The 23,666-nt window shown below is 65.6% G+C and carries 29 protein-coding genes; 5 read left to right on the forward strand and 24 right to left on the reverse strand.

Annotated features, from left to right (window positions below):
• Window positions 1-20 precede the first annotated feature (20 nt).
• Window positions 21-356, reverse strand: a complete 336-nt coding sequence (gene cyaY / locus IPF36_RS25165) for an iron donor protein CyaY (protein WP_135706065.1) — start codon at window positions 354-356, stop codon at window positions 21-23.
• A gap of 166 nt (window positions 357-522) precedes the next feature.
• On the opposite strand from cyaY, the gene IPF36_RS25170 reads away from it, so the two are divergent.
• Window positions 523-750, forward strand: a complete 228-nt coding sequence (locus IPF36_RS25170) for a hypothetical protein (RefSeq protein WP_133093444.1) — start codon at window positions 523-525, stop codon at window positions 748-750.
• Window positions 751-752: 2 nt separating this feature from the next.
• Window positions 753-2,012 (forward strand): diaminopimelate decarboxylase, encoded by a 1,260-nt coding sequence (gene lysA / locus IPF36_RS25175; protein ID WP_135706066.1) that lies wholly within the window; start codon window positions 753-755, stop codon window positions 2,010-2,012.
• Window positions 2,013-2,060: 48 nt separating this feature from the next.
• Here lysA and msrQ read toward each other — a convergent pair whose 3' ends face one another.
• The 8 genes from msrQ to IPF36_RS25215 form a co-directional block, all read right to left on the reverse strand.
• Window positions 2,061-2,750, reverse strand: a complete 690-nt coding sequence (gene msrQ / locus IPF36_RS25180; RefSeq protein WP_133093442.1) for a protein-methionine-sulfoxide reductase heme-binding subunit MsrQ — start codon at window positions 2,748-2,750, stop codon at window positions 2,061-2,063.
• Entirely contained in the window at window positions 2,750-3,751 is a 1,002-nt protein-coding gene (msrP, locus tag IPF36_RS25185; RefSeq protein ID WP_135706067.1) for a protein-methionine-sulfoxide reductase catalytic subunit MsrP, read from the reverse strand. Before msrP ends, msrQ begins: the two co-directional genes overlap by 1 nt.
• Window positions 3,752-3,860: 109 nt before the next feature.
• On the reverse strand, window positions 3,861-4,700 hold the full coding sequence (locus IPF36_RS25190; protein WP_135706068.1) for an anti-sigma factor: 840 nt from the start codon (window positions 4,698-4,700) through the stop codon (window positions 3,861-3,863).
• On the reverse strand, window positions 4,697-5,236 hold the full coding sequence (locus IPF36_RS25195) for an RNA polymerase sigma factor (protein ID WP_133093439.1): 540 nt from the start codon (window positions 5,234-5,236) through the stop codon (window positions 4,697-4,699). Before IPF36_RS25195 ends, IPF36_RS25190 begins: the two co-directional genes overlap by 4 nt.
• Before the next feature lie 38 nt (window positions 5,237-5,274).
• Window positions 5,275-5,712, reverse strand: a complete 438-nt coding sequence (locus IPF36_RS25200; RefSeq protein ID WP_195431093.1) for a hypothetical protein — start codon at window positions 5,710-5,712, stop codon at window positions 5,275-5,277.
• A gap of 161 nt (window positions 5,713-5,873) precedes the next feature.
• Complete coding sequence (ccsB, locus tag IPF36_RS25205) at window positions 5,874-7,094, reverse strand: c-type cytochrome biogenesis protein CcsB (RefSeq protein WP_195431096.1); 1,221 nt, start codon at window positions 7,092-7,094, stop codon at window positions 5,874-5,876.
• Window positions 7,095-7,109: 15 nt separating this feature from the next.
• Window positions 7,110-9,299: a cytochrome c biogenesis protein ResB gene (locus IPF36_RS25210; RefSeq protein WP_195431098.1), complete on the reverse strand. Its 2,190-nt coding sequence runs from the start codon at window positions 9,297-9,299 to the stop codon at window positions 7,110-7,112.
• Between the two features lie 169 nt (window positions 9,300-9,468).
• Window positions 9,469-10,128 carry a c-type cytochrome gene (locus IPF36_RS25215; protein WP_133093435.1) on the reverse strand — a complete coding sequence of 220 codons (660 nt, stop codon included), beginning with the start codon at window positions 10,126-10,128 and terminating at the stop codon, window positions 9,469-9,471.
• 506 nt (window positions 10,129-10,634) lie between these two features.
• Between IPF36_RS25215 and yihA the strand changes: the two genes are divergently transcribed.
• The 3 genes from yihA to IPF36_RS25230 all read left to right on the forward strand — a co-directional run bounded on the left by yihA (window position 10,635) and on the right by IPF36_RS25230 (window position 13,874).
• A complete protein-coding gene (gene yihA, locus IPF36_RS25220) occupies window positions 10,635-11,348 on the forward strand; it encodes a ribosome biogenesis GTP-binding protein YihA/YsxC (protein WP_135706070.1) in 714 nt (237 codons plus the stop codon).
• A 268-nt stretch (window positions 11,349-11,616) separates the two neighbouring features.
• Window positions 11,617-12,609 (forward strand): porphobilinogen synthase, encoded by a 993-nt coding sequence (hemB, locus tag IPF36_RS25225; RefSeq protein WP_195431101.1) that lies wholly within the window; start codon window positions 11,617-11,619, stop codon window positions 12,607-12,609.
• A 47-nt stretch (window positions 12,610-12,656) separates the two neighbouring features.
• Window positions 12,657-13,874: a magnesium transporter CorA family protein gene (locus tag IPF36_RS25230; RefSeq protein ID WP_195431104.1), complete on the forward strand. Its 1,218-nt coding sequence runs from the start codon at window positions 12,657-12,659 to the stop codon at window positions 13,872-13,874.
• An 18-nt stretch (window positions 13,875-13,892) separates the two neighbouring features.
• Here IPF36_RS25230 and dsbD read toward each other — a convergent pair whose 3' ends face one another.
• The 15 genes from dsbD to rplF form a co-directional block, all read right to left on the reverse strand.
• The gene (gene dsbD / locus IPF36_RS25235) at window positions 13,893-15,803 is read right to left on the reverse strand and encodes a protein-disulfide reductase DsbD (RefSeq protein WP_135706072.1); all 1,911 of its coding nucleotides are present in this window, start codon (window positions 15,801-15,803) and stop codon (window positions 13,893-13,895) included.
• 73 nt (window positions 15,804-15,876) lie between these two features.
• On the reverse strand, window positions 15,877-16,242 hold the full coding sequence (gene cutA, locus IPF36_RS25240; protein WP_133093431.1) for a divalent-cation tolerance protein CutA: 366 nt from the start codon (window positions 16,240-16,242) through the stop codon (window positions 15,877-15,879).
• Between the two features lie 137 nt (window positions 16,243-16,379).
• Entirely contained in the window at window positions 16,380-16,775 is a 396-nt protein-coding gene (gene rplQ / locus IPF36_RS25245; protein WP_010812373.1) for a 50S ribosomal protein L17, read from the reverse strand.
• Between the two features lie 137 nt (window positions 16,776-16,912).
• Window positions 16,913-17,893, reverse strand: a complete 981-nt coding sequence (rpoA, locus tag IPF36_RS25250) for a DNA-directed RNA polymerase subunit alpha (protein ID WP_010812374.1) — start codon at window positions 17,891-17,893, stop codon at window positions 16,913-16,915.
• Between the two features lie 168 nt (window positions 17,894-18,061).
• Window positions 18,062-18,685 (reverse strand): 30S ribosomal protein S4, encoded by a 624-nt coding sequence (gene rpsD / locus IPF36_RS25255; protein ID WP_133093430.1) that lies wholly within the window; start codon window positions 18,683-18,685, stop codon window positions 18,062-18,064.
• 301 nt (window positions 18,686-18,986) lie between these two features.
• Window positions 18,987-19,385 (reverse strand): 30S ribosomal protein S11, encoded by a 399-nt coding sequence (gene rpsK / locus IPF36_RS25260; RefSeq protein WP_010812376.1) that lies wholly within the window; start codon window positions 19,383-19,385, stop codon window positions 18,987-18,989.
• A gap of 24 nt (window positions 19,386-19,409) precedes the next feature.
• Window positions 19,410-19,775 (reverse strand): 30S ribosomal protein S13, encoded by a 366-nt coding sequence (rpsM, locus tag IPF36_RS25265; RefSeq protein WP_008642961.1) that lies wholly within the window; start codon window positions 19,773-19,775, stop codon window positions 19,410-19,412.
• A gap of 19 nt (window positions 19,776-19,794) precedes the next feature.
• Window positions 19,795-19,911: a 50S ribosomal protein L36 gene (gene rpmJ / locus IPF36_RS25270; RefSeq protein WP_008642959.1), complete on the reverse strand. Its 117-nt coding sequence runs from the start codon at window positions 19,909-19,911 to the stop codon at window positions 19,795-19,797.
• Between the two features lie 30 nt (window positions 19,912-19,941).
• On the reverse strand, window positions 19,942-20,160 hold the full coding sequence (gene infA / locus IPF36_RS25275) for a translation initiation factor IF-1 (protein WP_116320343.1): 219 nt from the start codon (window positions 20,158-20,160) through the stop codon (window positions 19,942-19,944).
• A gap of 23 nt (window positions 20,161-20,183) precedes the next feature.
• Window positions 20,184-21,527, reverse strand: a complete 1,344-nt coding sequence (gene secY / locus IPF36_RS25280) for a preprotein translocase subunit SecY (RefSeq protein WP_029047589.1) — start codon at window positions 21,525-21,527, stop codon at window positions 20,184-20,186.
• Between the two features lie 44 nt (window positions 21,528-21,571).
• Complete coding sequence (rplO, locus tag IPF36_RS25285) at window positions 21,572-22,006, reverse strand: 50S ribosomal protein L15 (protein ID WP_063241272.1); 435 nt, start codon at window positions 22,004-22,006, stop codon at window positions 21,572-21,574.
• Window positions 22,007-22,025: 19 nt separating this feature from the next.
• Window positions 22,026-22,208, reverse strand: a complete 183-nt coding sequence (rpmD, locus tag IPF36_RS25290; RefSeq protein WP_010812381.1) for a 50S ribosomal protein L30 — start codon at window positions 22,206-22,208, stop codon at window positions 22,026-22,028.
• A 10-nt stretch (window positions 22,209-22,218) separates the two neighbouring features.
• The gene (gene rpsE, locus IPF36_RS25295) at window positions 22,219-22,737 is read right to left on the reverse strand and encodes a 30S ribosomal protein S5 (protein WP_006160449.1); all 519 of its coding nucleotides are present in this window, start codon (window positions 22,735-22,737) and stop codon (window positions 22,219-22,221) included.
• A 21-nt stretch (window positions 22,738-22,758) separates the two neighbouring features.
• The gene (gene rplR, locus IPF36_RS25300; RefSeq protein WP_010812382.1) at window positions 22,759-23,115 is read right to left on the reverse strand and encodes a 50S ribosomal protein L18; all 357 of its coding nucleotides are present in this window, start codon (window positions 23,113-23,115) and stop codon (window positions 22,759-22,761) included.
• An 11-nt stretch (window positions 23,116-23,126) separates the two neighbouring features.
• Complete coding sequence (gene rplF, locus IPF36_RS25305) at window positions 23,127-23,660, reverse strand: 50S ribosomal protein L6 (protein ID WP_133093429.1); 534 nt, start codon at window positions 23,658-23,660, stop codon at window positions 23,127-23,129.
• Window positions 23,661-23,666: the final 6 nt, after the last annotated feature.

Raw genomic sequence — 23,666 nt, forward strand, 5'->3', positions numbered from 1 at the left:
TGCGCAACGCGTGCTTTGCTTCAGCCCAGCTTGAGGATGGCGCCGGCCTGCTCGCTCACATAGCCCGACAGCGCCGCGTACAGTTCGCCGCCATTGCGCGTGTCGACCCAGCGCTCGCCGTCGCGGCGGAAGTGGAAGCCGCCGGAGCGCGCCGCCACCCACAGTTCCTGCATCGGCGCCTGGCTGTTGATGATGATCTTGGAGCCGTTCTCGAACTCCAGTTCCATCACGTTGCCGGTGCGGCTGATTTCCACATCGGCATCGGCCGCGTCGGCGGCCGCTTCGACCGCGGCTTCGATGCGGTCCAGTTCCTCGGTGGCCAGGGCCAGGAACTCGCTTTCGCTCAAGGGGGGCATGCTAAACTCCGAGACCGCCGTTGCCGCCGCTGCCCGGACCGGGCGTACGTGGCGCGAACGGCTTTTTTGTTGAGAATTCATGTTGCGCAGCGCCTCGGCGATCCGGCCGCGCCGGACCCCGCCAACGTCATGCCAACAGCCTAAAGGACGACCGATGGGACAACCGATGCTGCGTCGTGTTGCGATTGTATCGGCGTTTGCCGCCACCCTTGCGATGCCCCTGCTGGGCGGATGCGGCATCCGCGGGCCGCTGACCATGCCCAAGGTACCGCCCGAGCCGACTGCGCCCACCGCGGCCGATCCCGGCCTGGGCCGTACCGACGCGGTGCCCCTTCCGGCGCAGGCTCCGGCCAGCCAGCCGGCATCGTCGCCCGCCGCCCCCACTACCCGATAACCATGACCGCTTTTTTCCATCGCCAGGACGGTGCGCTTGCCGTCGAGCAGGTGCCGCTGGCGCAGATCGCCGCTGAGTTCGGCACGCCCACCTATGTCTATTCGCGCGCGGCGCTGACCGCCGCGTACCAGGCCTACGCCGCCGCCTGCCAGGGCCGCAAGGCGCAGGTCCAGTACGCCATGAAGGCCAACTCCAACCTGGCCGTGCTGCAAGTGTTCGCCAGGCTGGGGGCGGGGTTTGACATCGTCTCGGGCGGCGAACTCAAGCGCGTGCTGGCCGCCGGCGGCGACGCACGCAAGGTGGTGTTCTCGGGCGTGGGCAAAAGCGCGGCGGAGATGGAACTGGCGCTGGCGCACGACGTACGCTGCTTCAATGTCGAGTCGATCCCCGAGCTGGACCGCCTGAACGAGGTTGCCGGCCGTATCGGCAAGCGCGCCCGGGTGTCGCTGCGCATCAACCCGGATGTCGACGCCAAGACCCATCCGTATATTTCCACCGGCCTGAAGGGTAACAAGTTCGGCATCGCCTTCGAGGACGTGCTGCCGACCTACCGCGCCGCGGCCGCGCTGCCGCACCTGGAAGTGACCGGCATCGACTGCCATATCGGCTCGCAGATCACCGAGGTCGAGCCCTACCTGGAAGCGCTGGACAAGGTGCTGGACGTGGTCGAGGCGCTCGAGCGCGAGGGTATCAACCTCGAGCACATCGACGTGGGCGGCGGCCTCGGCATCACCTATACCGACGAGACCCCGCCCGACATCACCGGCTTTGCCACCACGCTGCTGGAACGCGTGGCCGCGCGAGGCCACGGCCACCGCGAGGTGCTGTTCGAGCCGGGCCGTTCGCTGGTGGGCAATGCCGGCGTGCTGCTGACGCAGGTGGAATTCCTCAAGCCTGGCGAAGCCAAGAATTTCTGCATCGTCGATGCGGCGATGAACGACCTGGCCCGCCCCGCGATGTACGAGGCGTACCACCGCATCGAGCCGGTCGCGCTGCGCGACGCTGCGATGGTGACCTACGACATCGTCGGGCCGGTGTGCGAGTCGGGCGACTGGCTTGGCCGCGACCGCGCGCTGTCGGTGCAGCCGGGCGACCTGCTGGCGGTCATGTCCGCGGGCGCGTACGGCTTCACCATGAGCTCGAACTACAACACCCGCCCGCGCGCCGCCGAAGTGATGGTGGACGGCGCCCGCGTGCACCTGGTGCGCGAGCGCGAACTGGTCGAAGACCTGTTCCGCGACGAGCGCCTGCTGCAGGACTGATCTGCGCAGCGCAGCCGGCTATGGGGCCGGCTGCGGCGCTGCAGTTCATCAGGCAGCCCTGCCCTTGCGCGCCCACCACCAGACCCGCATCCCCAGCAGCACGAACATCACCGCGGCATAGATGGAGACTTCGCCGAAGTCGTTCTTGCCCGCCTTGTGCCACCAGTAGTGCAGGATCGCCAGCACGGCGGTCGCATAGACCAGCCTGTGCAGCGCCTGCCAGCGCTTGCCGCCCAGGCGGCGCACCATGCCGTTGGTCGACGTCAACGCCAGCGGCACCATCAGCATGAAGGCCGTGAACCCCACCGTAATGAAGGGGCGCTTGTACACGTCCTTGATCATGTAGGCCAGGTCGAAGCCGCGATCCACGCCGATCCACAGCAGGAAGTGCTGCACCCCATAGAAGAACGCAAACAAACCCAGCATGCGGCGCAGCCTGATCAGCCAGTTCCAGCCGGTCAGCCGGCGCAGCGGCGTGATCGCCAGCGTCAGGCACAGCATCACCAGGGTCCAGGTGCCGGTGGAACGGGTGACGAATTCCAGCGGGTTGGCGCCATATTGCCCGGTTGCGCCCAGGTAAAGCAGGCGGATGAACGGCAACAGGGCCAGCAGCCACAGTACGATCTTGATGGCGCGCACGCGCTGCGGCGACAAGGCAGCCAGGCCGGCCGGCTTGCGCGCCACGCCGCCCGCGGCGGTCACTGCGTTGGAAGTGGAGGCCATGCGTTCACCCGGCATCAGAAGTTCTTCTTCAGGTCCATGCCCTGGTACAGCGATGCCACCTGCTGGCCGTAGCCGTTGAACGGCAGCGTCTTGCGCTTGGGCGCGAACAGCGCGCCGAAACCGCCGCCGCGGTCCTCGCCGATGCGGCGCTCGGTCGCCTGGCTCCAGCGCGGGTGGTCGACGTCGGGGTTCACATTGGAATAGAAGCCGTATTCCTGCGGCGCCGCCAGGTTCCAGCTGGTGGGCGGCTGCTTGTCGACAAAGCGGATCTTCACGATCGACTTGGCGCTCTTGAAGCCGTATTTCCACGGCACCACCATGCGCACCGGCGCGCCGTTCTGGTTGGGCAGCACCTCGCCGTACAGGCCGAAGGTCAGCAGCGCCAGCGGGTGCATCGCCTCGTCCATGCGCAGGCCTTCGCTGTAGGGCCAGTCGAGCACGCTGCTGCTGACGCCGGGCATCTGCTTCTTGTCGGCGAGCGTGATGAACTGCACGTATTTCGCGCCGGGTTGCGGCTCGACGCGCTTGATCAGCTCGGCCAGCGGATAGCCGATCCAGGGGATCACCATCGACCATCCTTCGACGCAGCGCAGGCGGTAGACACGCTCCTCCATCGCCGCGACTTTCATCAGCTCATCGAGATCGTAGACCTTGGGCTTCTTCACCAGCCCTTCCACCGACACCTGCCACGGGCGCGGGCGCAGCGTGCCGGCGTTGCGGGCCGGGTCGGACTTGTCGGTGCCGAACTCGTAGAAGTTGTTGTAGTTGGTCACGTCCTCGTAGGGCGTCCGCTTCTCGGTCACGACGTAGGCGTTGTTGGGCGTGGCCGCCAGCTTCGGGCCGTGCTGTCCCTGCGCCCAGGCGTTGCGGGCAAACCATGGCGCCAGCGTGGCGCCGGCGGCACCTGCAGCGGCCAGCGCGAGCATGCGGCGGCGCGACTCGAAGACATCGCGGGGGGTGATCTCGTCGGCGGCGATATCGCCGCCGCGGAGCCATTTGGGGGAAGGAATCAACATGGTTTTCCTCGTTGCCTGGCGCTTGCAGGGTTGGACTCAGTGCTTGGTCGTGGCGTGCGGGCCAGTCCTGACAGATTTTTTCGATGCGGCGTAGTCACCACGCCAGGGGCTAGCCGCCCTGGTATTGCTGGTAGACCGCCTGCGCCAGCGTCAGCAGCCGGGCGCGCTCCAGCGGCCCGGCCAGCGCAAAGCCGAGGTCGCGGTCGATCCAGTAGAACGCCATCGGCGCCGGGCCTGGAGCCGGCCGCCGAGAACCTTCGCGCGCCATGCGTTCGACGCGGAAGCCGGTGTCGGGCGTGCCTTGCGCCATGCGCCGCAACTGCAGCGACAGGCGCGTGCCGTCGTCCGCTTCGTACATCAGGATGGCCGACGGGCCGCCTTCGGCCACGCCCAGCCGTCCGCCGATCAGGTGGAAGCCCTGCGCGCGCAGGTCGGGCACTTGCAGCGCCATGCCGAGGCGCTTGGACAACCACGCGATCAGGTGCGCCTCGTCGCTGGCGGCGACTTCCACCGGGTGGCGCATTTCCGGCGCGTACACCACATGCGTGGCAAGCGCCTCGCGCGCAAAGCGCTCGCCGGGTGCCATCGCCACGGTGGTGGTGGTGTCCATGCGATCGTGGGCCATCCAGCCGAGCGCGCCCCCGAGCGCCAGCAATGCCACCGAGGCACAGCTCGCGGCCAGCGCCATGGTCCAGCGCGGCGCGCGGCGGCGCCCGGCCTGGCGCGGCTCGCCATGCAGGGCGGGCGGCAGCGCGGCCATCGGCACCGGCTCGTTCAATACGGGATCCAGCATGCCGTGCAGCGCATCGGCCTGGCGGCGCCACGCGGCGACCTGCGCCGCTGCATCCGGGTGCTGCGCCAGGTACGCTTCCACCGCGGCGCGGCGCGCGCCAGACAGCTGGCCATCGGCGTAGGCATGGAGATCGGCTTCGTGGATCGCGGACATCATTTCACCCGCTGCAGTGAGCTGGCGGCAGGTATCGGCTGGGCGGGGGCACCGCCGTCGAGCAGCCGCCGCATCTGCTCGCGCGCACGCGCCAGGCGCGACATCACCGTGCCTTGCGGGATGTCGAGCACGCGCGCCGCCTCGGCATAAGTCAGTTGTTCCAGGCTGACCAGCAGCAGCACCGCGCGCTGGGCTTCGGGCAGCTGCGCCAGCGCCTGCAGCAGATCGCGGCGCAGGCCGGGGTCGGCCGCGGGCGCGCTGACCTCGGGCAGGGTATCGGTGGCCACCACCAGGTCCTTGCGGCGCAAGCTGTTCAGGCGCAGCCGGTGCATCAGGGTCAGCAGCCACGGCAACAGGCCGTCGGCGCCGTCGCCCCACCAGGCGCCGGGGCGCAGGCGGAAGCGCCAGCGGTAGCGCAGCGCGCGCTCGAGCGTGTCCTGCACCAGGTCGTCGGCCTGCGCCGAGTCGCCGGTAAGGCCGCGCGCGTGGCGCCGCAGCCGCGGCGCCAGCGCGACGAGCTGGCCTTCAAAGCCTTCCATGCCGTGGCTTGCTTCAGTACGTCCGGGGCATCAGCCCATCAGGGCTTGGCGACGTGCCAGACGTTGTTGAGGTTGTCGCCGGTCTTGTCGCCAGGCTTGGCGTCCTTGGCAAAGCGGTACAGCGGCATGCCGCGGTAGGCCCACTGCTTGCCGCCGTCATCGCGCGTGATGATGGTGTATTGGCCCGACGCGTTGGTGCCTGGCGCGGCCATCAGCGGCGGCCAGTTGGTGGCGCAGGGGCCGTTGCAGGCGCTCTTGCCGCTGTTGGCGGTGTCGCGGTCGAAGGTGTACAGCGTCAGGCCCTGCGGGTCAGTCAGCACGCCACCGGTCACCTTCACCGTGGGCGGCATGGTGCCGGCGCTGCTGCCGCCCATGCCCATGCCGGAACAGCCGGCGAGCAGGACAGCCGCGCAGCCGAGCGCCAGCGCGGCGGGACGAACGAGGGATGCTGCAGAGGTAAGACGCACACGTGCCATGATCTTGTTCTCCATGCTAACCGGTGCCGCCAGCCGGCACCGCTCCTACAGTAAACACCGGATGTGATGCCTTTATTCCGTCACCTTGTAAAAAAGTCGAAAAAAAACCTGCCCGGAGGCAGGTTTTCTTGCATCGCACCATGGTGCGTCGTAAGTGGCGGTCAGAGTTCGCCGTAGCTATGCAGGCCAGACAGGAACATGTTGACGCCGAGAAACGCAAAGGTCGTCACCAGCAGTCCGACCAGCGCCCACCACGCAGCCACCGTCCCGCGCAGCCCCTTCATCAGCCGCATGTGCAGCCACGCCGCGTAGTTCAGCCACACGATCAGTGCCCAGGTCTCCTTCGGATCCCAGCTCCAGTAACCGCCCCAGGCTTCTGCCGCCCACAGCGCGCCGAGGATGGTGGCGATGGTGAAGAAGGCAAACCCGACCGCGATGGCCTTGTACATCACGTCGTCGAGCAGCTCCAGCGACGGCAGCCGTTCTGCCAGGATGCCGCGCTGCTTGAGCAGGTATGCGACCGACACCATCGCCGCCAGCGCAAAGGTGCCGTAGCCGATGAAGTTGGCCGGCACGTGGATCTTCATCCACCAGCTCTGCAGCGCAGGCACCAGCGGCTGGATTTCCTGCGCGTTGCGGGTGACCGTGTACCACAGCAGGAAACCCACCGCGGCCGATACCACCAGCATCACGAACGGCCCCAGCGCGCGCGTGCCGTAGCGGCCTTCGTAGTACAGGTAGAACAGCGAAGTGATCAGCGTGAACAGCACGAACACTTCATACAGGTTCGAGATGGGGATATGGCCGATGTCGGTGCCGATCAGGTACGACTCGTACCAGCGCACCAGCATGCCGGTGAAGCCCAGCACGATCGCGCCCCAGCACAGCTTGCTGCCGATGCTGTAGCCGGTGTTCGAGCGTGTGGCCAGCCCGACCCAGTAGAACAGCGTGGACAGGAACACCAGCGCGCTCATCCACAGGATGGCCGACTGGCTCGACAGGAAGTACTTGAGGAAGAACACCTGGTCCGCACGCGCGAGCTGGCCCTGGTAGAGCTGGATCGCGAACAGCGACAGCACCGTCAGCCCCAGCATCAGCGGACGTACCGCCTTCCAGTGCCAGCCGAGCAGTGCAAAGGTAGGCACGGCGCCGATCAGCACCGCCTTGTCGTAGCCATCCATCCACTGCCCGTATCGCGACAGCGCAACGCCCGCGCCGACGGCCAGCGCCAGCGCGAACAGCCAATCCACCCACGTCAGCCGGCGCAGGAAGGAAGGTTCGAGATAGGCCTCGTCGCCGGCGTCCCCAGGGGCAGGCGTTGCGCGCGTGGCTTGCGTGGCGCCGCGCATGGTTTGGTCGCCGGGATTCAGATTTGAAGACATAGCGTACCTGCTCGTTTAATCGCTGCCGTTTTGATGTGGCGTTTCCGCGGGGGTCCCGCCGGCAGCACGGCCGATGTCGTCGCGCAGTGCCGTGAATTCCTTTTCGAAATCCATCGTGCGGCGCTGGGTCGACATCGCCATCAGTACATGGCTGCTGGACGGCACGGCGTCTCCCTCGGCGGGCTTGTCCTTGATCCAGATCCAGACGCGGCGCTCGCGGATATAGAACATCGCGAACACCCCCAGTGTCAGCAGCAGACAGCCAAGATACACGATGTTCTTGCCCGGCGCACGGGTCATCTGGAACACGCTGGCCTTGATCTCCTTGAACTCGTCAAGTTGCAGGAATACCGGTGCGCCGTAGAAAAAACTGTCTGACAGCGCACTGATCGCCTGCTGCAGGAAGGTGCCGCTCTGTGCGCTGTTTGGCACCACCGGCAGCTTGTCCTGGGCGCGCGCCAGCTGCCACAGCTCCCACATCGAGCCATTCAGTATCTTCAGCAGGACGTCGGCGGCCTTCTGCTGCTCGGCCTGCGGCACCGACTTTTCCAGGAATGCCGCGATTGCGGTGAAGCCGCCCGGGGGCGAGTCCGGCGTCGGGCGCGTGGCGCCCGCAAACAGGTCGAGCGCGCGCAGTGCGCTTTCGGCAAGCTGGCGGCGCAGGTCGGCCTTGTCGTCTCCCGGCATCGACGCCAGCGCAAAGCGGCGGGCGGCCTCGCCCCGAAGCGCGCGGTCCTGCAACGCGGCGCGCAGGCGCATCCAGTCGGCAACGCTGCCCTGGTCGTCGGCGGGAATGCGCAGGTAGCGGAACTGCTCGCTCGGCGATTCGCGCATGCCGGCCAGGAACACCGACTGCCCGTCCATCTGCACCGGCACCATGTAGTTGTTGTACTCGCGCGCCTGCCCGGTGCGATCGCGCAGCTTGTACTGCACGGACGGGCCTACGTTGCGCAGCGTCTTGGCGCGGTCGGCGCTGGCCGCGGCACCCAGGTGCTTTTCCAGCGTCTCGTTCAGCGATTTGCGCGCGACGCCGCGTGCGTCAGGCTTGCCCGAGGCATCGGTGACGTTCTCGATATTCATCAGCCGGAAGTCGCTGAACTCGACCGTCACGCCTTCGTTGTCCGCGCCGGTGCCGGTGCCCTTCAGCGGCGCATTGCCGCCCACGGCACCATTGATGGCAAAGGTGCCACGAGCGGTGCCCTGCATCGGGTAGCCGACGAACTTCAGGCGCGAGCCGCCATCTTCGAAGCTGGACTGGTAGATGGCGATGCCGTCGACGATCAACGGCTCGTTCACCTTGATGGTGGCCTCGGTCTGCTTGCCGGTGACGCGGTCGGTGACGATCACGTCCGAGGCGAACAGCTTGGGCATGCCGGTCTCGTAGAAGTCGATCGAGAACTTCTTGAGCGTCAGCGCAAACGGCAGGTCCTGCACCAGCGCGCCGTCGGCGACGTTCAGGATGGCCGTGGACACGGTCTGCCCCTCGGGCACATAGGCATTGCCGCGGAAACCGGGGTTGGTCGCCGGCAGCCGGTGCTGCGGCGGGATCTCGCTGATCACCGCGTTGCCGCTGATCGGGGTCTTGCCACCCAGCCACATCTGCGCGCGGATCAGCATGTCGCCATCGAGCAGGCCGCCGATGCAGATCACCACGATGGCGGTATGCGCCAGGATATAGCCGACCTTGTTGGCGGCCCCCGCCTTGCCCGCCAGCAGCGTGGCGCCGTCATGGTCGACGGCCTTGATGCGGTAGCCGCGGTTGCGCAGCAGCGCCGACAGCCTGCCGACCGCCTCGGTGCGCGCGCGCGCGCCGTCGAACTCGCCGCGATGATGGAAGGCGCGCAGGCTGCGCTCGCGCACATGGTCCTTCCATGAGCGCATGTCCCCGATCATCTTGGGGGTGTTGCGCACCAGGCAGAGCGTGGTGGACACCACCAGGAAGGCCAGGATCAGCAGGAACCACCACGAGCCGTAGACCTTCTGCAGCGATAGCGTATGGAACACATCGGCCCAGAACGGACCGAACTGGTTGACGTAGTTCGGATACGGCTCATTCTGCTTGAGCACGGTACCGATCACGCTGGCGATGGAGATCACCGTCAGCAGCGCGATCGCGAAGCGCATCGAGGACAACAATTCGACCGCGTCGCGCAACACGCGGTGAGAGGTCTTCAGGTGCAGCCCTGAAGTGGAAGCGGTCGACATGTGCAGTGACACCTAAGACAACATGCTGCTTTGAAATGAAAAAGGGTGGACTTGCTTGAACGAGCAGGCCACCCTTTTCGATTTTGACAGGCGCGTTCGGTTGCATGCCGCGCGGGCTGCACGCCGAAGCGCCGGCGCCCGGCGGCGCCAGCGTACTGCGCTAACGTCGTTACCGGACGCCGGCGACGTAGTCCGCCACCGCCTTGATCTCGGCATCCGACATCTTGGCAGCGATGGTCGTCATGACCGAATTATTCTTGCGGGTGCCCTGGCGGAACGCCACCAGCTGTGCCTCGGTGTATTCCGACCACTGTCCGCCGATACGCGGATACTGGGCCGGAATGCCGGCGCCGGTGGGGCCATGGCAGGCGGCGCAGGCCGGCACGCCCTTGGCGGCGATGCCGCCACGGTAGATCTTCTGGCCTTCCTCGATCGTGTTCTTGTTCTTGGCGGTGGCCGGCTTGATCGGCTGCTTGGCCAGGTAGGCGCCGATGTTGCGCATTTCGTCGTCGGTCAGCACCGATGCCATCGGCACCATGATCGCGTTGTTGCGCGCCTTGGACTTGAAATCGGCCAGTTGCTTGTGGACGTATTCCGGATGCTGGGCGGCCAGCTTGGGGTTGGCGGCGGCCGCGCTGTTGCCGGCTGCGCCGTGGCAGCTCAGGCAGGCAGGCACATTGCGATCGGGGGCGCCTTGCGTGTACAGCGTCTCACCCTTGGCCGGGTCGGCCTTCGCGGCGGCCTGCTCTGCGGCAGATGCCAGTCCGGAAAGGGCGGCTGCAGGAACGGCCAGTGCCAGGACACCCAGAATCTTCGCAATGCGGTTCATTCGCACACCTTCTCTGAATTGTTTTGGATACCGTGATGCATGCCGACCGGCACTCTGCCGGCGGTGAGGACGCGCCGGGGCAAAGGCCTGACATCGGGGCGACCCGCGCGGATGACCGATCCGCTGCGGTTTGCCTGGCGGCAGACCTCCGCCAGCCCCTGCTCCGCCGCCGCGGCACCCGAGGTGCAACGCGTGATGCGAAACAAGGCCGTGCCCACGATAGGACGACACAACGAGGCTTCCCGTCCGGACAACGGCAGCCGAGCCACGCGGCAAAGGATGTCGCGCGTCACCCGGTCAGGAGACCGTAAACCGGCGTATTGTACAATAAGTTATGTGCCGGATTGATGCCTTGCGCCCTGCTATGCCGTGTTGAAACGGTCTCGCGCTGCGCCAGATCAAACCCGGCGAGCGGCCCCGCCGCAGCCCTGCCCACCCTTGGCGGTACCCCGGCCACGGCCGCGCCAATGCGCGCCGCGCGGCGCCCCGCCCTACCTCTCCAGCGCATGTCCCTTCTCCACCAGGCCCGCTTCTTCATTACCGTCAACCACCTGCGCGACCTGCCCGCCACGGCCGTGCCCGAGGTAGCGTTCGCCGGCCGCTCCAACGCCGGCAAGTCCACCGCCATCAACATCCTGTGCAACCAGAAGCGGCTGGCGTTTTCCTCGCGCACGCCCGGGCGCACGCAGCACATCAACTATTTCACGGTGGCCCCGGTCAAGGCACCGGACCCGCAGGCATTCCTGGTCGACCTGCCGGGCTACGGTTATGCAGAGGTGTCGGGCTCGGCCAAATACCACTGGCAGGGCCTGCTCAGCGACTACGTGCAGACGCGGCCGCAACTCTCGGGACTGATCCTGATGATGGATGCGCGCCGTCCGTTCACCGATCTCGATTGCCAGATGGTCGAGTGGTTCCTGCCCACCGGCAAGCCGATCCACGTTCTGCTGACCAAGGCCGACAAGCTCACCAACAGCGAGAACGCCAAGGCGCTGCGCGAGACGCGCAAGATGCTGCAGGGCTACGCAGAGCAGCTGGAAACGCCGGTGCCCCTGACCGCACAGCTGTTTTCGAGCCTCAAGCGTCGCGGCATCGAAGAAGCGCAGGGCGTGATCGCCGGCTGGCTCAACCTGCCGGAAGCGCAGAAGAACGCGGCGCAGGACGGTGCCACGGCACCAACGGCGGCTGAACCTCCTGCCACCACAGACCCTGCGGCATAACGCCGCAGCGTAGCCAGCGCGCAAAAAAAGCCCCGTTGCAAGCAACGGGGGCGAACTTTCCCGCCGCTGGGGCGGGTACCCGCTCAGGGAGGAGTAGCGGGGGACACCGCGCCACGCAAGCGCAACGCACATAGTGTCCGCGAGTATGATGGCGGGCACGCATAAAAGTTTAGTTTTTCTTCAGCCGGCAACTTTGCGCCGCGCGCGCAGTGCTTGCCGGCTGGCAAATTGGACATTTCTGTCCCGTCTCCAGCACAAGAAGCCTGCCATGTCGACCTTCCCCGAGTACCGCCCGCGCCGCATGCGCCGCGACGATTTCTCCCGCCGCATGATGCGCGAACATCGCCTGTCGCCGGACAACCTGATCTACCCGGTGTTCATCCTCGACGGCCAGAACCAGCGCCAGTCCGTGGCGTCGATGCCGGGCGTCGAGCGGGTCTCCGTGGACCTGCTGATGCCGGTGGCCGAAGATTGCGTCAAGCTCGGCATCCCGGTGCTCGCGCTGTTCCCGGTGATCGACCCCTCGCTGAAAACGCCCGATGGCATCGAGGCCATCAATCCCGACGGCCTGGTGCCGCGCGCGGTGCGGGCGCTGAAAGACCGCTTTCCCGAACTCGGCGTGCTCTGCGACGTTGCGCTCGATCCCTACACCAGCCACGGCCAGGACGGCGTGCTGGATGAAAACGGCTACGTCATCAATGACACCACCGTGGAGATCCTGGTGCGCCAGGCGCTGGCCCAGGCCGACGCGGGCGTCGATATCGTGGCCCCGTCCGACATGATGGACGGCCGCATCGGCGCGGTGCGCACGGCGCTGGAAGACAACGGCCACATCCATACCCGCATCATGGCCTACTCGGCCAAGTACGCATCGGCCTTCTACGGCCCCTTCCGCGATGCAGTGGGCTCGGCCGCCAACCTCGGCAAGGGCAGCAAGATGACCTACCAGATGGACCCGGCCAACACCGACGAAGCGCTGCGCGAAGTGGCGCAGGACATCCTCGAAGGCGCCGACATGGTGATGGTCAAGCCCGGCATGCCTTACCTCGATATCGTGCGCCGCGTGAAGGACGAGTTCCGCTTCCCGACCTACGTCTATCAGGTCAGCGGCGAGTACGCGATGCTGAAGGCCGCCGCGCAGAACGGCTGGCTCGACCACGACAAGGTCATGATGGAATCGCTGCTGGCCTTCCGCCGCGCCGGCGCCGACGGCATCCTGACCTATTTCGCACGCGACGCCGCGCGCCTGCTGGCCGCCTGACCTGCATCGCACGATCGCTCTATCGCTCTGTGGGAACCCAAGCGCCTATGGAACTGCTCGGCTTCTCGGCCAGCCAGGTACACCCGCTCGCCTCGCTGACCGAAGCGGCCAGCTTCCTCGGCGGCAATGCCGCCGCGCTGTTCGTCTGGGCGGACTTTTCCACCGAGGAAGTCACGGCTGCCCCGGACGCCTGGCGCGAGAACGTGCGCCAGCTCGCCGGCGCTTCGGTCCTCGACCTGCACCTGGCCGACGCCACCAATGCCGCGCATCCGTCGTATTTCGACACGACCAACGCGTATGACATGGTGATCTTCCGCAAGCTGACCTTCGAGACCAGCCGCGCGATCGCCGAGGCCGAGCCGCAGGAGGCAACGCCGGCCAATGACCCCAGAGCGTCTGGCGATGCGACGACGGCGCGTGCGCGCCGGTATCCGCCGGGCTTCCTGCCCGCACTGGCCAAAATCGATACGCAGCCGGTCACGTTCTTCGTCTTCGATACGCTGCTGGTCACGGTACGCAACGGCCCGTCGCGCACCGTCGACCAGGTGCGCCAGCGCCTGCTCGAGCTCTGCCAGGCGCCGCGGCCGCAGGCGTCGCCCGCGCGCGGCAACGGCCAGACGCTGCTGCACGGCGTGCGCCCGCCCAACCGGCCCGAGGATCTGATGCTGCGCCTGCTCAATGCGATGGTGGACCGCTATCTGGAACTGCGCGCCCCGCTGACGCGCCAGCTCGACCGCTGGCAGCGCGCGCTGCTGAACTCGCGCCGCAGTTTTTCCAGTTGGGAGGGGCTGCTCGACGCGCGCATCCAGCTGCGCAAGCTGGAGCACCTGAGCGAGGAACAGCGCGACGCGCTGCAGGAATTCCGCGACAGCCTGCTCGACAACCGCTACAGCAGCGACCAGCACGGCACCCCGGTAGATGTCCCGGGTCGCGACGAACTGTTGCTGGTGCGCATCAACGACGTGATGGAACATATCCAGCGCGTGCTCGCGCATGCGCGGCGGCTGGAGGATTCAATCGAGTCGGCGGTGCAGATCCACTTTTCGGCGGTGGCCCACCGCACCAACCGCACCATGCGCATGCTGACGCTGATCACGGCGCTGTTCATGCCGCTGACGCTGATCACCGGCATCTTCGGCATGAATTTCGAGCGCATGCCCTGGCTGCAGGCGCCGGACGGATTCTGGTGGTCGATCGGCCTGATGGGGGCGGTGGTGGTGGTGCTGGGCGCGCTGTGGGCCGTGGCGCGGCAGCTGGAGCACTAGCGCAGGCGCAGGTACACCTCAGGTGCTGGTGCGCTTGCCGAAGGCGCGCTCCAGGCTCTCCAGGAAGCGGTTGGCCGACTGGTAGCCAATCACCCGCACCGGCCGCTCGCGCCCATCCGATCCGAACAGGATGATCCCCGGCGGCCCGAACAGCCCGAAGCGCTTGAGCAGCGCCTTGTCGTCGGCATTGTTGGCGGTCACATCCGCCTGCAGCAGCACGATCTCGGACAGCCGCGCGCGCACGCGCGGGTCGACGAAGGTCATGCGCTCCATTTCCTTGCAGCTGACGCACCAGTCGGCATAAAAATCGAGCAGCACCGGCTTGCCGGCCGCGGCGGCCTGCGCCACGCGGGCATCCAGTTCCGCGACGCTGCGCACGCGCTCGAAGCGCACCGCCTGAGCGGCGCCCGCGCTTTCCACACCACCGCGGCCTGCGCTCAGGTGCGACAACGGCTGCAGCGGATCGCGCCCGCCCGACGCCACGCCGATCAGCACGATGGCCGCGGCGATCGCGAACAAGACACCAAGCCCCTTGCCCACGCGCGCCAGGTTGCGCGGATCGGCCCCGAGCCCGTCAAAGGCGCCGAGGAACACCGCGGCCACCAGCAGCAATGCCGCCAAAAGCAGCATCGTCGTCCATGCCGGCAGCACCGGCCCGAGCATCCACAACGCCACCCCCAGCAGCAGGAAGCCGAAGAAGCGCTTGGTCACCTCCATCCAGCGGCCTGCGCGCGGCAGCAGGTTGCCCGCACCCACGCCCACCAGCACCAGCGGCACGCCCATGCCGATCGCCATCGCAAACAGCGCTGCGCCACCGATGACCGCATCGCGCGTCTGCGCGATATAGGCCAGCGCCCCCGCCAGCGGCGCGGTCACGCAGGGCCCGACGATCAGCGCGGAGATCGCGCCCATCGCTGCCGCGCCAGCCACCTGACCACCCTGGCGGCGGTTGGACGATTCCGTCAGCCGCGCCTGCCAGCGCTGCGGCAGCTGCAGCTCGTACAGGCCGAACATCGACAGTGCCAGCGCCACCATCAGCGCGGCGAACAGGCCCAGCACCCATGGCGTCTGCAGCGCGGCCGACAGGCCTTCGCCCAGCAGCCCTGCAGCCACGCCGACGGCGGTGTACACCACCGCCATGCCCAGTACATAGGCCAGCGACACCACCAGCGCACGGCTGCGCGTGACATGCTCGCCGATGACGATCGACGACAGGATCGGCACCATCGGCAGCACGCACGGCGTGAAGGTCAGCAGCAGGCCCAGGCCGAAGAAGAGCGCCGCGATCAGGCCCATGTTGCGGCTCGCCAGCGCGCCGGCGATGCGGTCGGAGTCGTCGGCACGCAGCGATGCGGCGGCAGCCGGCTGGGCTGGCTGGGCCTGCAGCGGGGCGGCAGCGGTCGCATCGGAGCGCCCGCGCTTGCCGAACAGGTCGGCCAGGCCGGTGCCACCGACCTTGTAGACGCTTTCCATCGGTGGATAGCACAGGCCCTTGTCGGCGCAGCCCTGCGAGGTGACCGTCAGCGTCCACTTGCCGTCCGCCGGCGCCGCCGCCACCGGCACGCGGATGGTCACGCTGTCCCGGTACGTCTCCATCTCCTTGCCGAAGGTGTCGTCGAACTTGACCTTGCCGTGCGGGAGGTCCGGCGTGCCGAGCTTCACGGCGGCAGGCTCCGTCGCAAAGGCGAATCGCTCCCGGTACATGTAGTAGCCGGGCGCGACATCGAAACGCACCTCCACGGTGTTGTCGTCGATCTGGCGCGCGGCGAAGCGGAAGGCTTGCTCCGGCGGCAGGAAGTCGTCCTCCGTTGCCGCCAGCGCCGCACCAGCCAGGCAAAGCCAGGCCAGTACCGCCAGCAGGCCTGCGGCAATATGCCGCGCCTGAACCAGCCCGCGTGCCCGCTCCGGAAGTGCCAAACCGATGTTCATGAAGCTGTTTCCTGTCTGTCCTGGCCGATGGGCCCTGCCGTACCTACTGCTGCGCGGCAGCCCCCTTCGCCCATTATCCCGCCGCCTGCGCGCCGGTATCCGTCTCGCTGCCAACCCACGCCAGGTACGGTGCAAAGCCCGCCGTCACCGGCACGGCGATGATCTCCGGCACGTCATAGGGGTGATGTTGCCGGATCACGGCCTCGAGTGCAGCGTAGCGCGCGCGCGTGGTCTTGATCAGCAGCGGCCATTCGCGCGCCTGCTCCAGCACGCCTTGCCACCAGTACTCGGATTCCACCGGGGCCAGACGGTTCACGCAGGCCGCCGCGCGCGCCTCCAGCACTGTCCGGGACAGCCGCGCTGCCGTCTCGGCATCAGGGGTATTGGTGATCACCACGAGCACCTCCGCGGGGTCGGGTGACTGGCTGGCATCGGGCATCGGCACTCTCCTGGTACGGCTGGCAAGGGTGGCACGGGCGGCTGGCGCCCAAAACAAAAGAGCCAGGCGGATGCCTGGCTCGATTGTAAGCGGTGTGCCCGGAACCGTCTCACGACGGCAGCGGGCAGGAAACGCACTTATTCCGCGGCTTCTTCGGCCGGGGCTTCGGTGATTTCCGGGCGATCCACCAGTTCGACCAGCGCCATCGGCGCATTGTCGCCCTGACGGAAGCCGAACTTCAGGATACGCGTGTAGCCGCCCGGGCGGGTGGCGTAGCGCGGGCCCAGTTCGGTGAACAGCTTGGTGACCATGTCGCGGTCGCGCAGGCGGGCGAAGGCGAGGCGGCGGTTGGCAACGGTGTCCTTCTTGGCCAGCGTGATCAGCGGCTCGACGACCTTGCGCAGTTCCTTGGCCTTGGGCACGGTGGTCTTGATCAGCTCGTGCTGGAACAGCGAGTTGGACATGTTGCGCAGCATCGCGAGGCGGTGCGACGAGGTGCGGTTCAGTTTCCGCAGACCATGACGGTGACGCATGATGATTCCTTTCAGTTAAGTGTTTGACCAGCTCTTCTATCGTCCGATACGGGCGGACGCGGGCCGGTAGTCATACGAGCCCCGGCCGAAGCCAGGGCGGTTACCGCGGTGCAGGGGCTAACGCCCCCGCGCCACAATTACTTTTCCAGACCTGCGGGCGGCCAGTTCTCGAGCTTCATGCCGAGGGTCAGGCCACGCGAGGCGAGGACTTCCTTGATCTCGTTGAGCGACTTGCGACCCAGGTTCGGGGTCTTCAGCAGCTCGTTCTCGGTACGCTGGATCAGGTCGCCGATGTAGTAGATGTTCTCGGCCTTCAGGCAGTTGGCCGAACGCACTGTCAGCTCCAGGTCGTCGACCGGGCGCAGCAGGATCGGATCGATCTGCGGCGTGCGGCTCGAAGCAGCCTCGGCTGCCGACTCGGTGCCTTCCAGCGCGGCGAACACGGACAGCTGGTCGACCAGGATGCGGGCCGACTGGCGGATCGCTTCCTCGGGCGAGATCACACCGTCGGTTTCGATGTTCATCACCAGCTTGTCCAGATCGGTACGCTGCTCCACGCGAGCGGATTCAACGGCATACGACACGCGGCGCACCGGCGAGAACGAGGCGTCCAGCACGATGCGGCCGATGACCTTGCCCGACTCGTCGCCGAACTTGCGCACGTTGCCCGGCACGTAGCCACGGCCCTGCTCGACCTTGATCTGCATGTCCAGCTTGCCGCCGGCCGACAGGTGGGCGATCACGTGGTTCGGGTTGATGATCTCGACGTCGTGCGGCAGCTCGATATCGGCAGCCGTGACAACGCCTTCGCCATCCTTGCGCAGCGACACCGTGACTTCATCACGGTTGTGCAGCTTGAACACCACGCCCTTCAGGTTGAGCAGCAGGTTGACGACATCTTCCTGCACGCCGTCGATGGTGGAATACTCGTGGACCACCCCAGCGATCGTGACTTCGGTCGGGGCATAGCCGACCATCGACGACAGCAGCACGCGACGCAGGGCGTTACCGAGCGTATGGCCGTAGCCGCGCTCGAACGGCTCCATCACGACTTTGGCGTGATGGTCGCCCAGAGGCTCGACGGCGATGATTTTTGGCTTGAGGAGTGCTGTTTGCATTAGGTTGTCCTTTTCAATACCCTCGGCTCGTTACACCGATAAGGCTGACGTTTGGAACCTGAAAATACCCATCGTAACGATGGGCGAAGCCCGACCGCGCGTAGCGCGCGTCGGGCTGAAAGAGAAGCTTTGCGGAGAACGCAAGCGCTGGGCCGTCTGCCTCGCGGATTAACGCGAGTACAGTTCGACAATCAGGCTTTCGTTGATGTCGCCAGAGATATCGGCGCGATCCGGAACTTGCTTGAAGGTACCTTCGAATTTCTTGGCATCCACGGCAACCCAGGTCGGGAAGCCCGACTGCTCGGCCAGCGACAGCGCTTCGGCGATACGGACTTGCTTCTTCGACTGCTCGCGGATGGCGATGATGTCGCCCGACTTGATCTGGGCCGACGGCACGTTCAGGGTCTGACCGTTCACCAGGATCGCCTTGTGCGAAACCAGCTGGCGCGCTTCAGCGCGGGTCGAGCCGAAGCCCATGCGGTACACCACGTTGTCCAGGCGCGATTCCAGCAGTTGCAGCAGGTTTTCGCCGGTGTTGCCCTTGCGGCGATCGGCTTCGGCGAAGTAGCGGCGGAACTGGCGCTCGAGCACGCCGTAGATGCGCTTGACCTTCTGCTTTTCGCGCAGCTGGTTGCCGTAGTCCGAGGTGCGTGCACCCGAGGTGCGGCCATGCTGGCCCGGCTTGCTGTCCAGCTTGCACTTGTCGGCCAGCGAGCGGCGCGAGCTCTTCAGGAACAGGTCGGTGCCTTCACGGCGGGAAAGTTTGGCCTTCGGGCCGGTATAACGTGCCACGTTGTCTTCCTTTGATCGATCACGGCGCCTTCTTGACGCGCCGCGAGTCCGCCAACGCAGTACCTCCCGGAAACCCGGGAAGACCGTGACGGACGGTGGGCTTATGAAGCGCGACCTGGCCTGTTGGGGCCGGGATACGACGCTGAAAGCATTTACAGTGCATCGACACCGGAATGTGCTTTATGCGACATTCCCTCGATGCAAAACGAAAACCTGCCGCATCAAATGCAGCAGGTCAACGCGCGATACTACCATATCCGAAACCGGCAGGTAAACCCACCGGGCTCGGACACGCCATCGCTTAGATGCGGCGGCGCTTCGGCGGACGGCAGCCGTTGTGCGGAATCGGCGTGACGTCTTCGATGATCGCGATCTTGATGCCCAGCGCGTTCAGCGCGCGGACAGCCGACTCACGGCCAGGGCCAGGGCCCTTGATGCGCACTTCCAGGTTCTTGATGCCCTGGTCTTGCGCCACGCGGCCGGCGTTCTCGGCAGCAACCTGGGCAGCGAACGGGGTCGACTTGCGCGAACCCTTGAAGCCCTGGCCACCGGCGGTCGCCCACGACAGGGCATTGCCCTGACGGTCGGTGATCGTGATGATGGTGTTGTTGAACGAGGCGTGGACGTGCGCAATGCCGTCGGCAACGTTCTTCTTGACCTTCTTACGCGCGCGAGCGGCGTTATTCGGACCTTTTGCCATTAGTTTCTTCCTCTGCCTTCGGCTTTACTTCTTCAGAGCCACGCCGGCCTTGCGCGGACCCTTGCGGGTACGTGCGTTGGTACGGGTACGCTGACCGCGCATGGGCAGGCCCTTGCGGTGACGCATGCCACGATAGCAACCAAGGTCCATCAGACGCTTGATGTTCATCGTGGTTTCACGACGCAGGTCACCCTCGACCGTGACCTTGCCCACTTCGTCACGAAGCTTTTCCAGGTCGGCGTCGGTCAGATCCTTGACCTTCTTGTCAAACGGTACACCGGTGGCCTCGCAAATCTTGCGGGCGCGCGAGCGGCCGATACCGTAAATGGCGGTCAGGCCGATTTCGGTATGCTTGTGGTTCGGGATGTTAACCCCTGCGATACGTGCCATTCGTCAATCCTCTTTCCGATTAGCCTTGGCGTTGCTTGTGGCGGGGATCCGACGAGCAGATCACGCGCACGACACCGTTGCGCTTGATGATTTTGCAGTTGCGGCAAATGCGCTTAACAGAAGCCAGCACTTTCATAATTTTCCTCTTCCTTCAATTCCTGTTCGCTCACTTCGTCCGGAAGACGATTCGTGCGCGCGACAGATCATATGGGGTCAGCTCGACCGTCACCTTGTCACCCGGAAGAATCCGGATGTAGTTCATTCTCATCTTGCCGGAGATGTGGCCCAGCACTACATGGCCATTCTCCAGCTTGACTCGGAACGTCGCATTGGGCAGGTTCTCCAGGACCTGGCCCTGCATCTGGATGACGTCGTCTTTTGCCATACCTAGCCTGTACCGATCCGAAGTCAGCGCAAGGTCAGATTACCCTTGAAATTCGCCTTCTTCAGCAGCGACTCATACTGCTGCGACATGACATAGGACTGAACCTGGGCCATGAAGTCCATCGTGACGACCACGATGATCAGCAGGGAGGTTCCGCCGAAATAGAACGGAACGTTCCAGCGCAGCACCAGGAATTCCGGCAACAGGCAGACCAGTGTGATGTAGATCGCACCAGCCAGCGTCAAACGCACCAGGATCTTGTCGATATAGCGCGTCGTCTGCTCGCCCGGACGAATGCCCGGAATGAAGGCACCGCTTTTCTTCAGGTTGTCTGCCACTTCACGGCTGTTGTAGACCAGGGCCGTGTAGAAGAAGCAGAAAAATACAATCGCAGCAGCGTACAGCAGGATGTAGACCGGCTGGCCCGGCGACAGCGTGGCAGCCAGGTCCTTGATGAACCCGCCCACCGATCCAGTCGCGTCAGACGTGAACCAGCCCGCGATCGTTGCCGGGAACAGGATGATCGACGACGCGAAGATCGGCGGAATCACCCCTGCCATGTTCAGCTTCAGCGGCAGGTGCGACGACTGTCCGCCGTACACCTTGTTGCCGACCTGACGCTTGGCATAGTTCACCAGGATCTTGCGCTGGCCACGCTCGACGAACACCACTGCGAAGGTCACACCGATCACGATCGCCACGATGAAGATCGCCGCGATGATGCTCATGGAACCCGTGCGGACCAGTTCGAACAGTCCGCCGATCGCGTTGGGCAGGCCCGCCGCGATACCGCCGAAGATGATGATCGAGATGCCGTTGCCCAGACCCCGCTCGGTGATCTGCTCACCCAGCCACATCAGGAACATCGTGCCGGTCACCAGCGTGATCACCGCCGTGGCCCGGAACATCAGGCCAGGATCCAGCACCAGCCCCGGCTGCGACTCCAGCGCCACCGCAATCGACAGCGCCTGGAACGTGGCCAGGACCACGGTGCCGTAGCGCGTGTACTGCGTGATCTTGCGCTGGCCTGCCTGCCCTTCCTTCTTCAGCGACTCCAGCTGCGGCAGCACGATCGTCAGCAACTGCATGATGATCGACGCCGAGATGTACGGCATGATGCCGAGCGCGAAGACGGTAAAGCGCGACAGCGCCCCGCCCGAGAACAGGTTGAACATCCCGAGGATGCCACCCGACTGACTCTGGAAAAGCTTCGCAAGCTGCTCCGGATCGATACCGGGCACCGGAATATGAGCGCCGATGCGGTACACGATCAGGGCCAGCACCAGAAACATCAGCCGGCGCTTGAGGTCGCCGTACTTCGCCGTGTTCCTGGCTTGCGCGCTTGCATTGGGTTTCGCCGTGGCCAAACGATGCTCCGACTATGACTGCCTATGCTGCGATAAATGCCTTGTCAGGCTGCGATCTGGCCGCCAGCGGCTTCGATCGCGGCCTTGGCGCCAGCGGTGGCGCCCAGACCCTTGATCGTCACCTTGCGGGTCAGCTCGCCGGCCTTGATGACCTTGGCGCTCTTGACCAGGTCGCTGACCAGGCCAGCCTGCTTCAGAACCAGCAGGTCGACTTCGGCCGCTTCCAGGCGCTCGATGTCACGCAGCGTGACTTCGGCGGTGAACGCCTTGGTCAGCGAGGTGAAGCCGCGCTTCGGCAGGCGACGATACAGCGGCATTTGACCGCCTTCGAAACCCACCTTGTGGAAGCCGCCCGAACGCGACTTCTGACCCTTGTGACCGCGACCGGCGGTCTTGCCCAGGCCGGAGCCGATACCGCGGCCGACGCGACGCTTGGCGTGCTTCGAACCGGCAGCCGGTTTCAGGTTGTTCAGTTGCATCTTGCTCTCCAAGTCCCGATCAGGCCAGAACCTTCACCAGGTACGAGACCTTGTTGATCATGCCGCGCACGGCGGGCGTGTCCTGCAGCTCCGACACCGAGTTGATGCGGCGCAGGCCCAGGCCACGAACGGTGGCGCGATGATCCTCGCGCGTGCCGATCAGGCTGCGCACGAGTTGCACTTTTACGGTTTTCTGCGACATTGCGTTCACCTTAACCCAGGATGTCTTCGACCGACTTGCCGCGCTTCGCGGCGATTTCGCCCGGCGTGCTCATCTTCTGAAGGCCGTCCAGCGTGGCGCGAACCATGTTGTACGGGTTGGTGGAGCCGTGCGACTTGGTCACCACGTTGGTGACGCCCATCACTTCGAAGATCGCGCGCATCGGGCCGCCGGCGATCACGCCGGTACCTTCCTTGGCGGGCATCATCAGCACCTTGGCGGCGCCGTGCTTGCCAACGACTTCGTGTTGCAGCGTGCCGTTCTTCAGCGAGACCTTGACCATCTTGCGACGGGCTTCGTCCATTGCCTTCTGAACAGCAACCGGCACTTCCTTGGCCTTGCCCTTGCCCATGCCGATGCGGCCATCGCCGTCACCAACCACGGTCAGCGCTGCGAAACCGAGAATCCGGCCACCCTTCACCACCTTGGTGACACGGTTGACCGAGATCATCTTCTCGCGGAGGCCGTCGTCGCGTTCGTCCTGTTGGACTTTTGCTTGCATCTTTGCCATGACGTATCTCTCTCTATGCGCTTAGAACTTCAGGCCGGCTTCGCGGGCGGCGTCTGCCAGGGCCTTCACGCGGCCATGGAAACGGAAGCCGGCGCGATCGAACGCGACGGTTTCCACGCCGGCAGCCTTCGCCTTCTCGGCGATGCGCTTGCCAACCACGGTGGCGGCAGCGGCGGTAGCGCCCTTGCCATCCAGTTCCTTGCGCACTTCCACCTCTGCGGTCGAAGCCGAAGCCAGCACCTTGGTGCCGCACTCGGAGAAGACCTGGGCGTAAATATGCGAATTCGTACGGAACACGGTCAGACGATTGACTTTCATCTCCGCGATCTTGGCGCGGGTCTGACGTGCACGGCGCAAACGAGCGTCTTTCTTGTTCATCATTGCACCCCTTACTTCTTCTTGGTTTCCTTCAGGATGACGCGCTCGTCGCTGTAGCGCACACCCTTGCCCTTGTAGGGCTCAGGCGGGCGGTACGCGCGGACTTCCGCGGCAACCTGACCGACTTTCTGCTTGTCCGCACCCTTGATGATGATCTCGGTCTGCGTCGGCGTTTCCGCCTTCACGCCTTCCGGCATCTCATGGATCACGTCGTGCGAGAAACCAAGCTGGAGCTTCAGCGCAGCGCCTTGCAGCTGGGCACGGTAGCCCACGCCAACGAGGTTCAGCTTGCGCTCGAAACCGGTGGTCACGCCCTTGACCATGTTCGCCGCCAGGGCGCGCATGGTGCCTTGCAGGGCGTTTGCTTCACGCGACTCGTCAGCCGGCGAGAAGGTCAGCGTGTCGTTCTCGACATTGACCTTGACCAGGCTGTGGATCGGTTGCGACAGCGTACCCAGCGGACCCTTCACGGAGAGCACGCCAGCTGCCACGTTCACTTCCGCGCCCTTGGGGAGCGCGATGGGAGCCTTACCTACACGGGACATGGTTCT

Source organism: Cupriavidus sp. IK-TO18, assembly GCF_015549295.1.
Classification (GTDB): Bacteria; Pseudomonadota; Gammaproteobacteria; order Burkholderiales; family Burkholderiaceae; genus Cupriavidus; species Cupriavidus oxalaticus_A.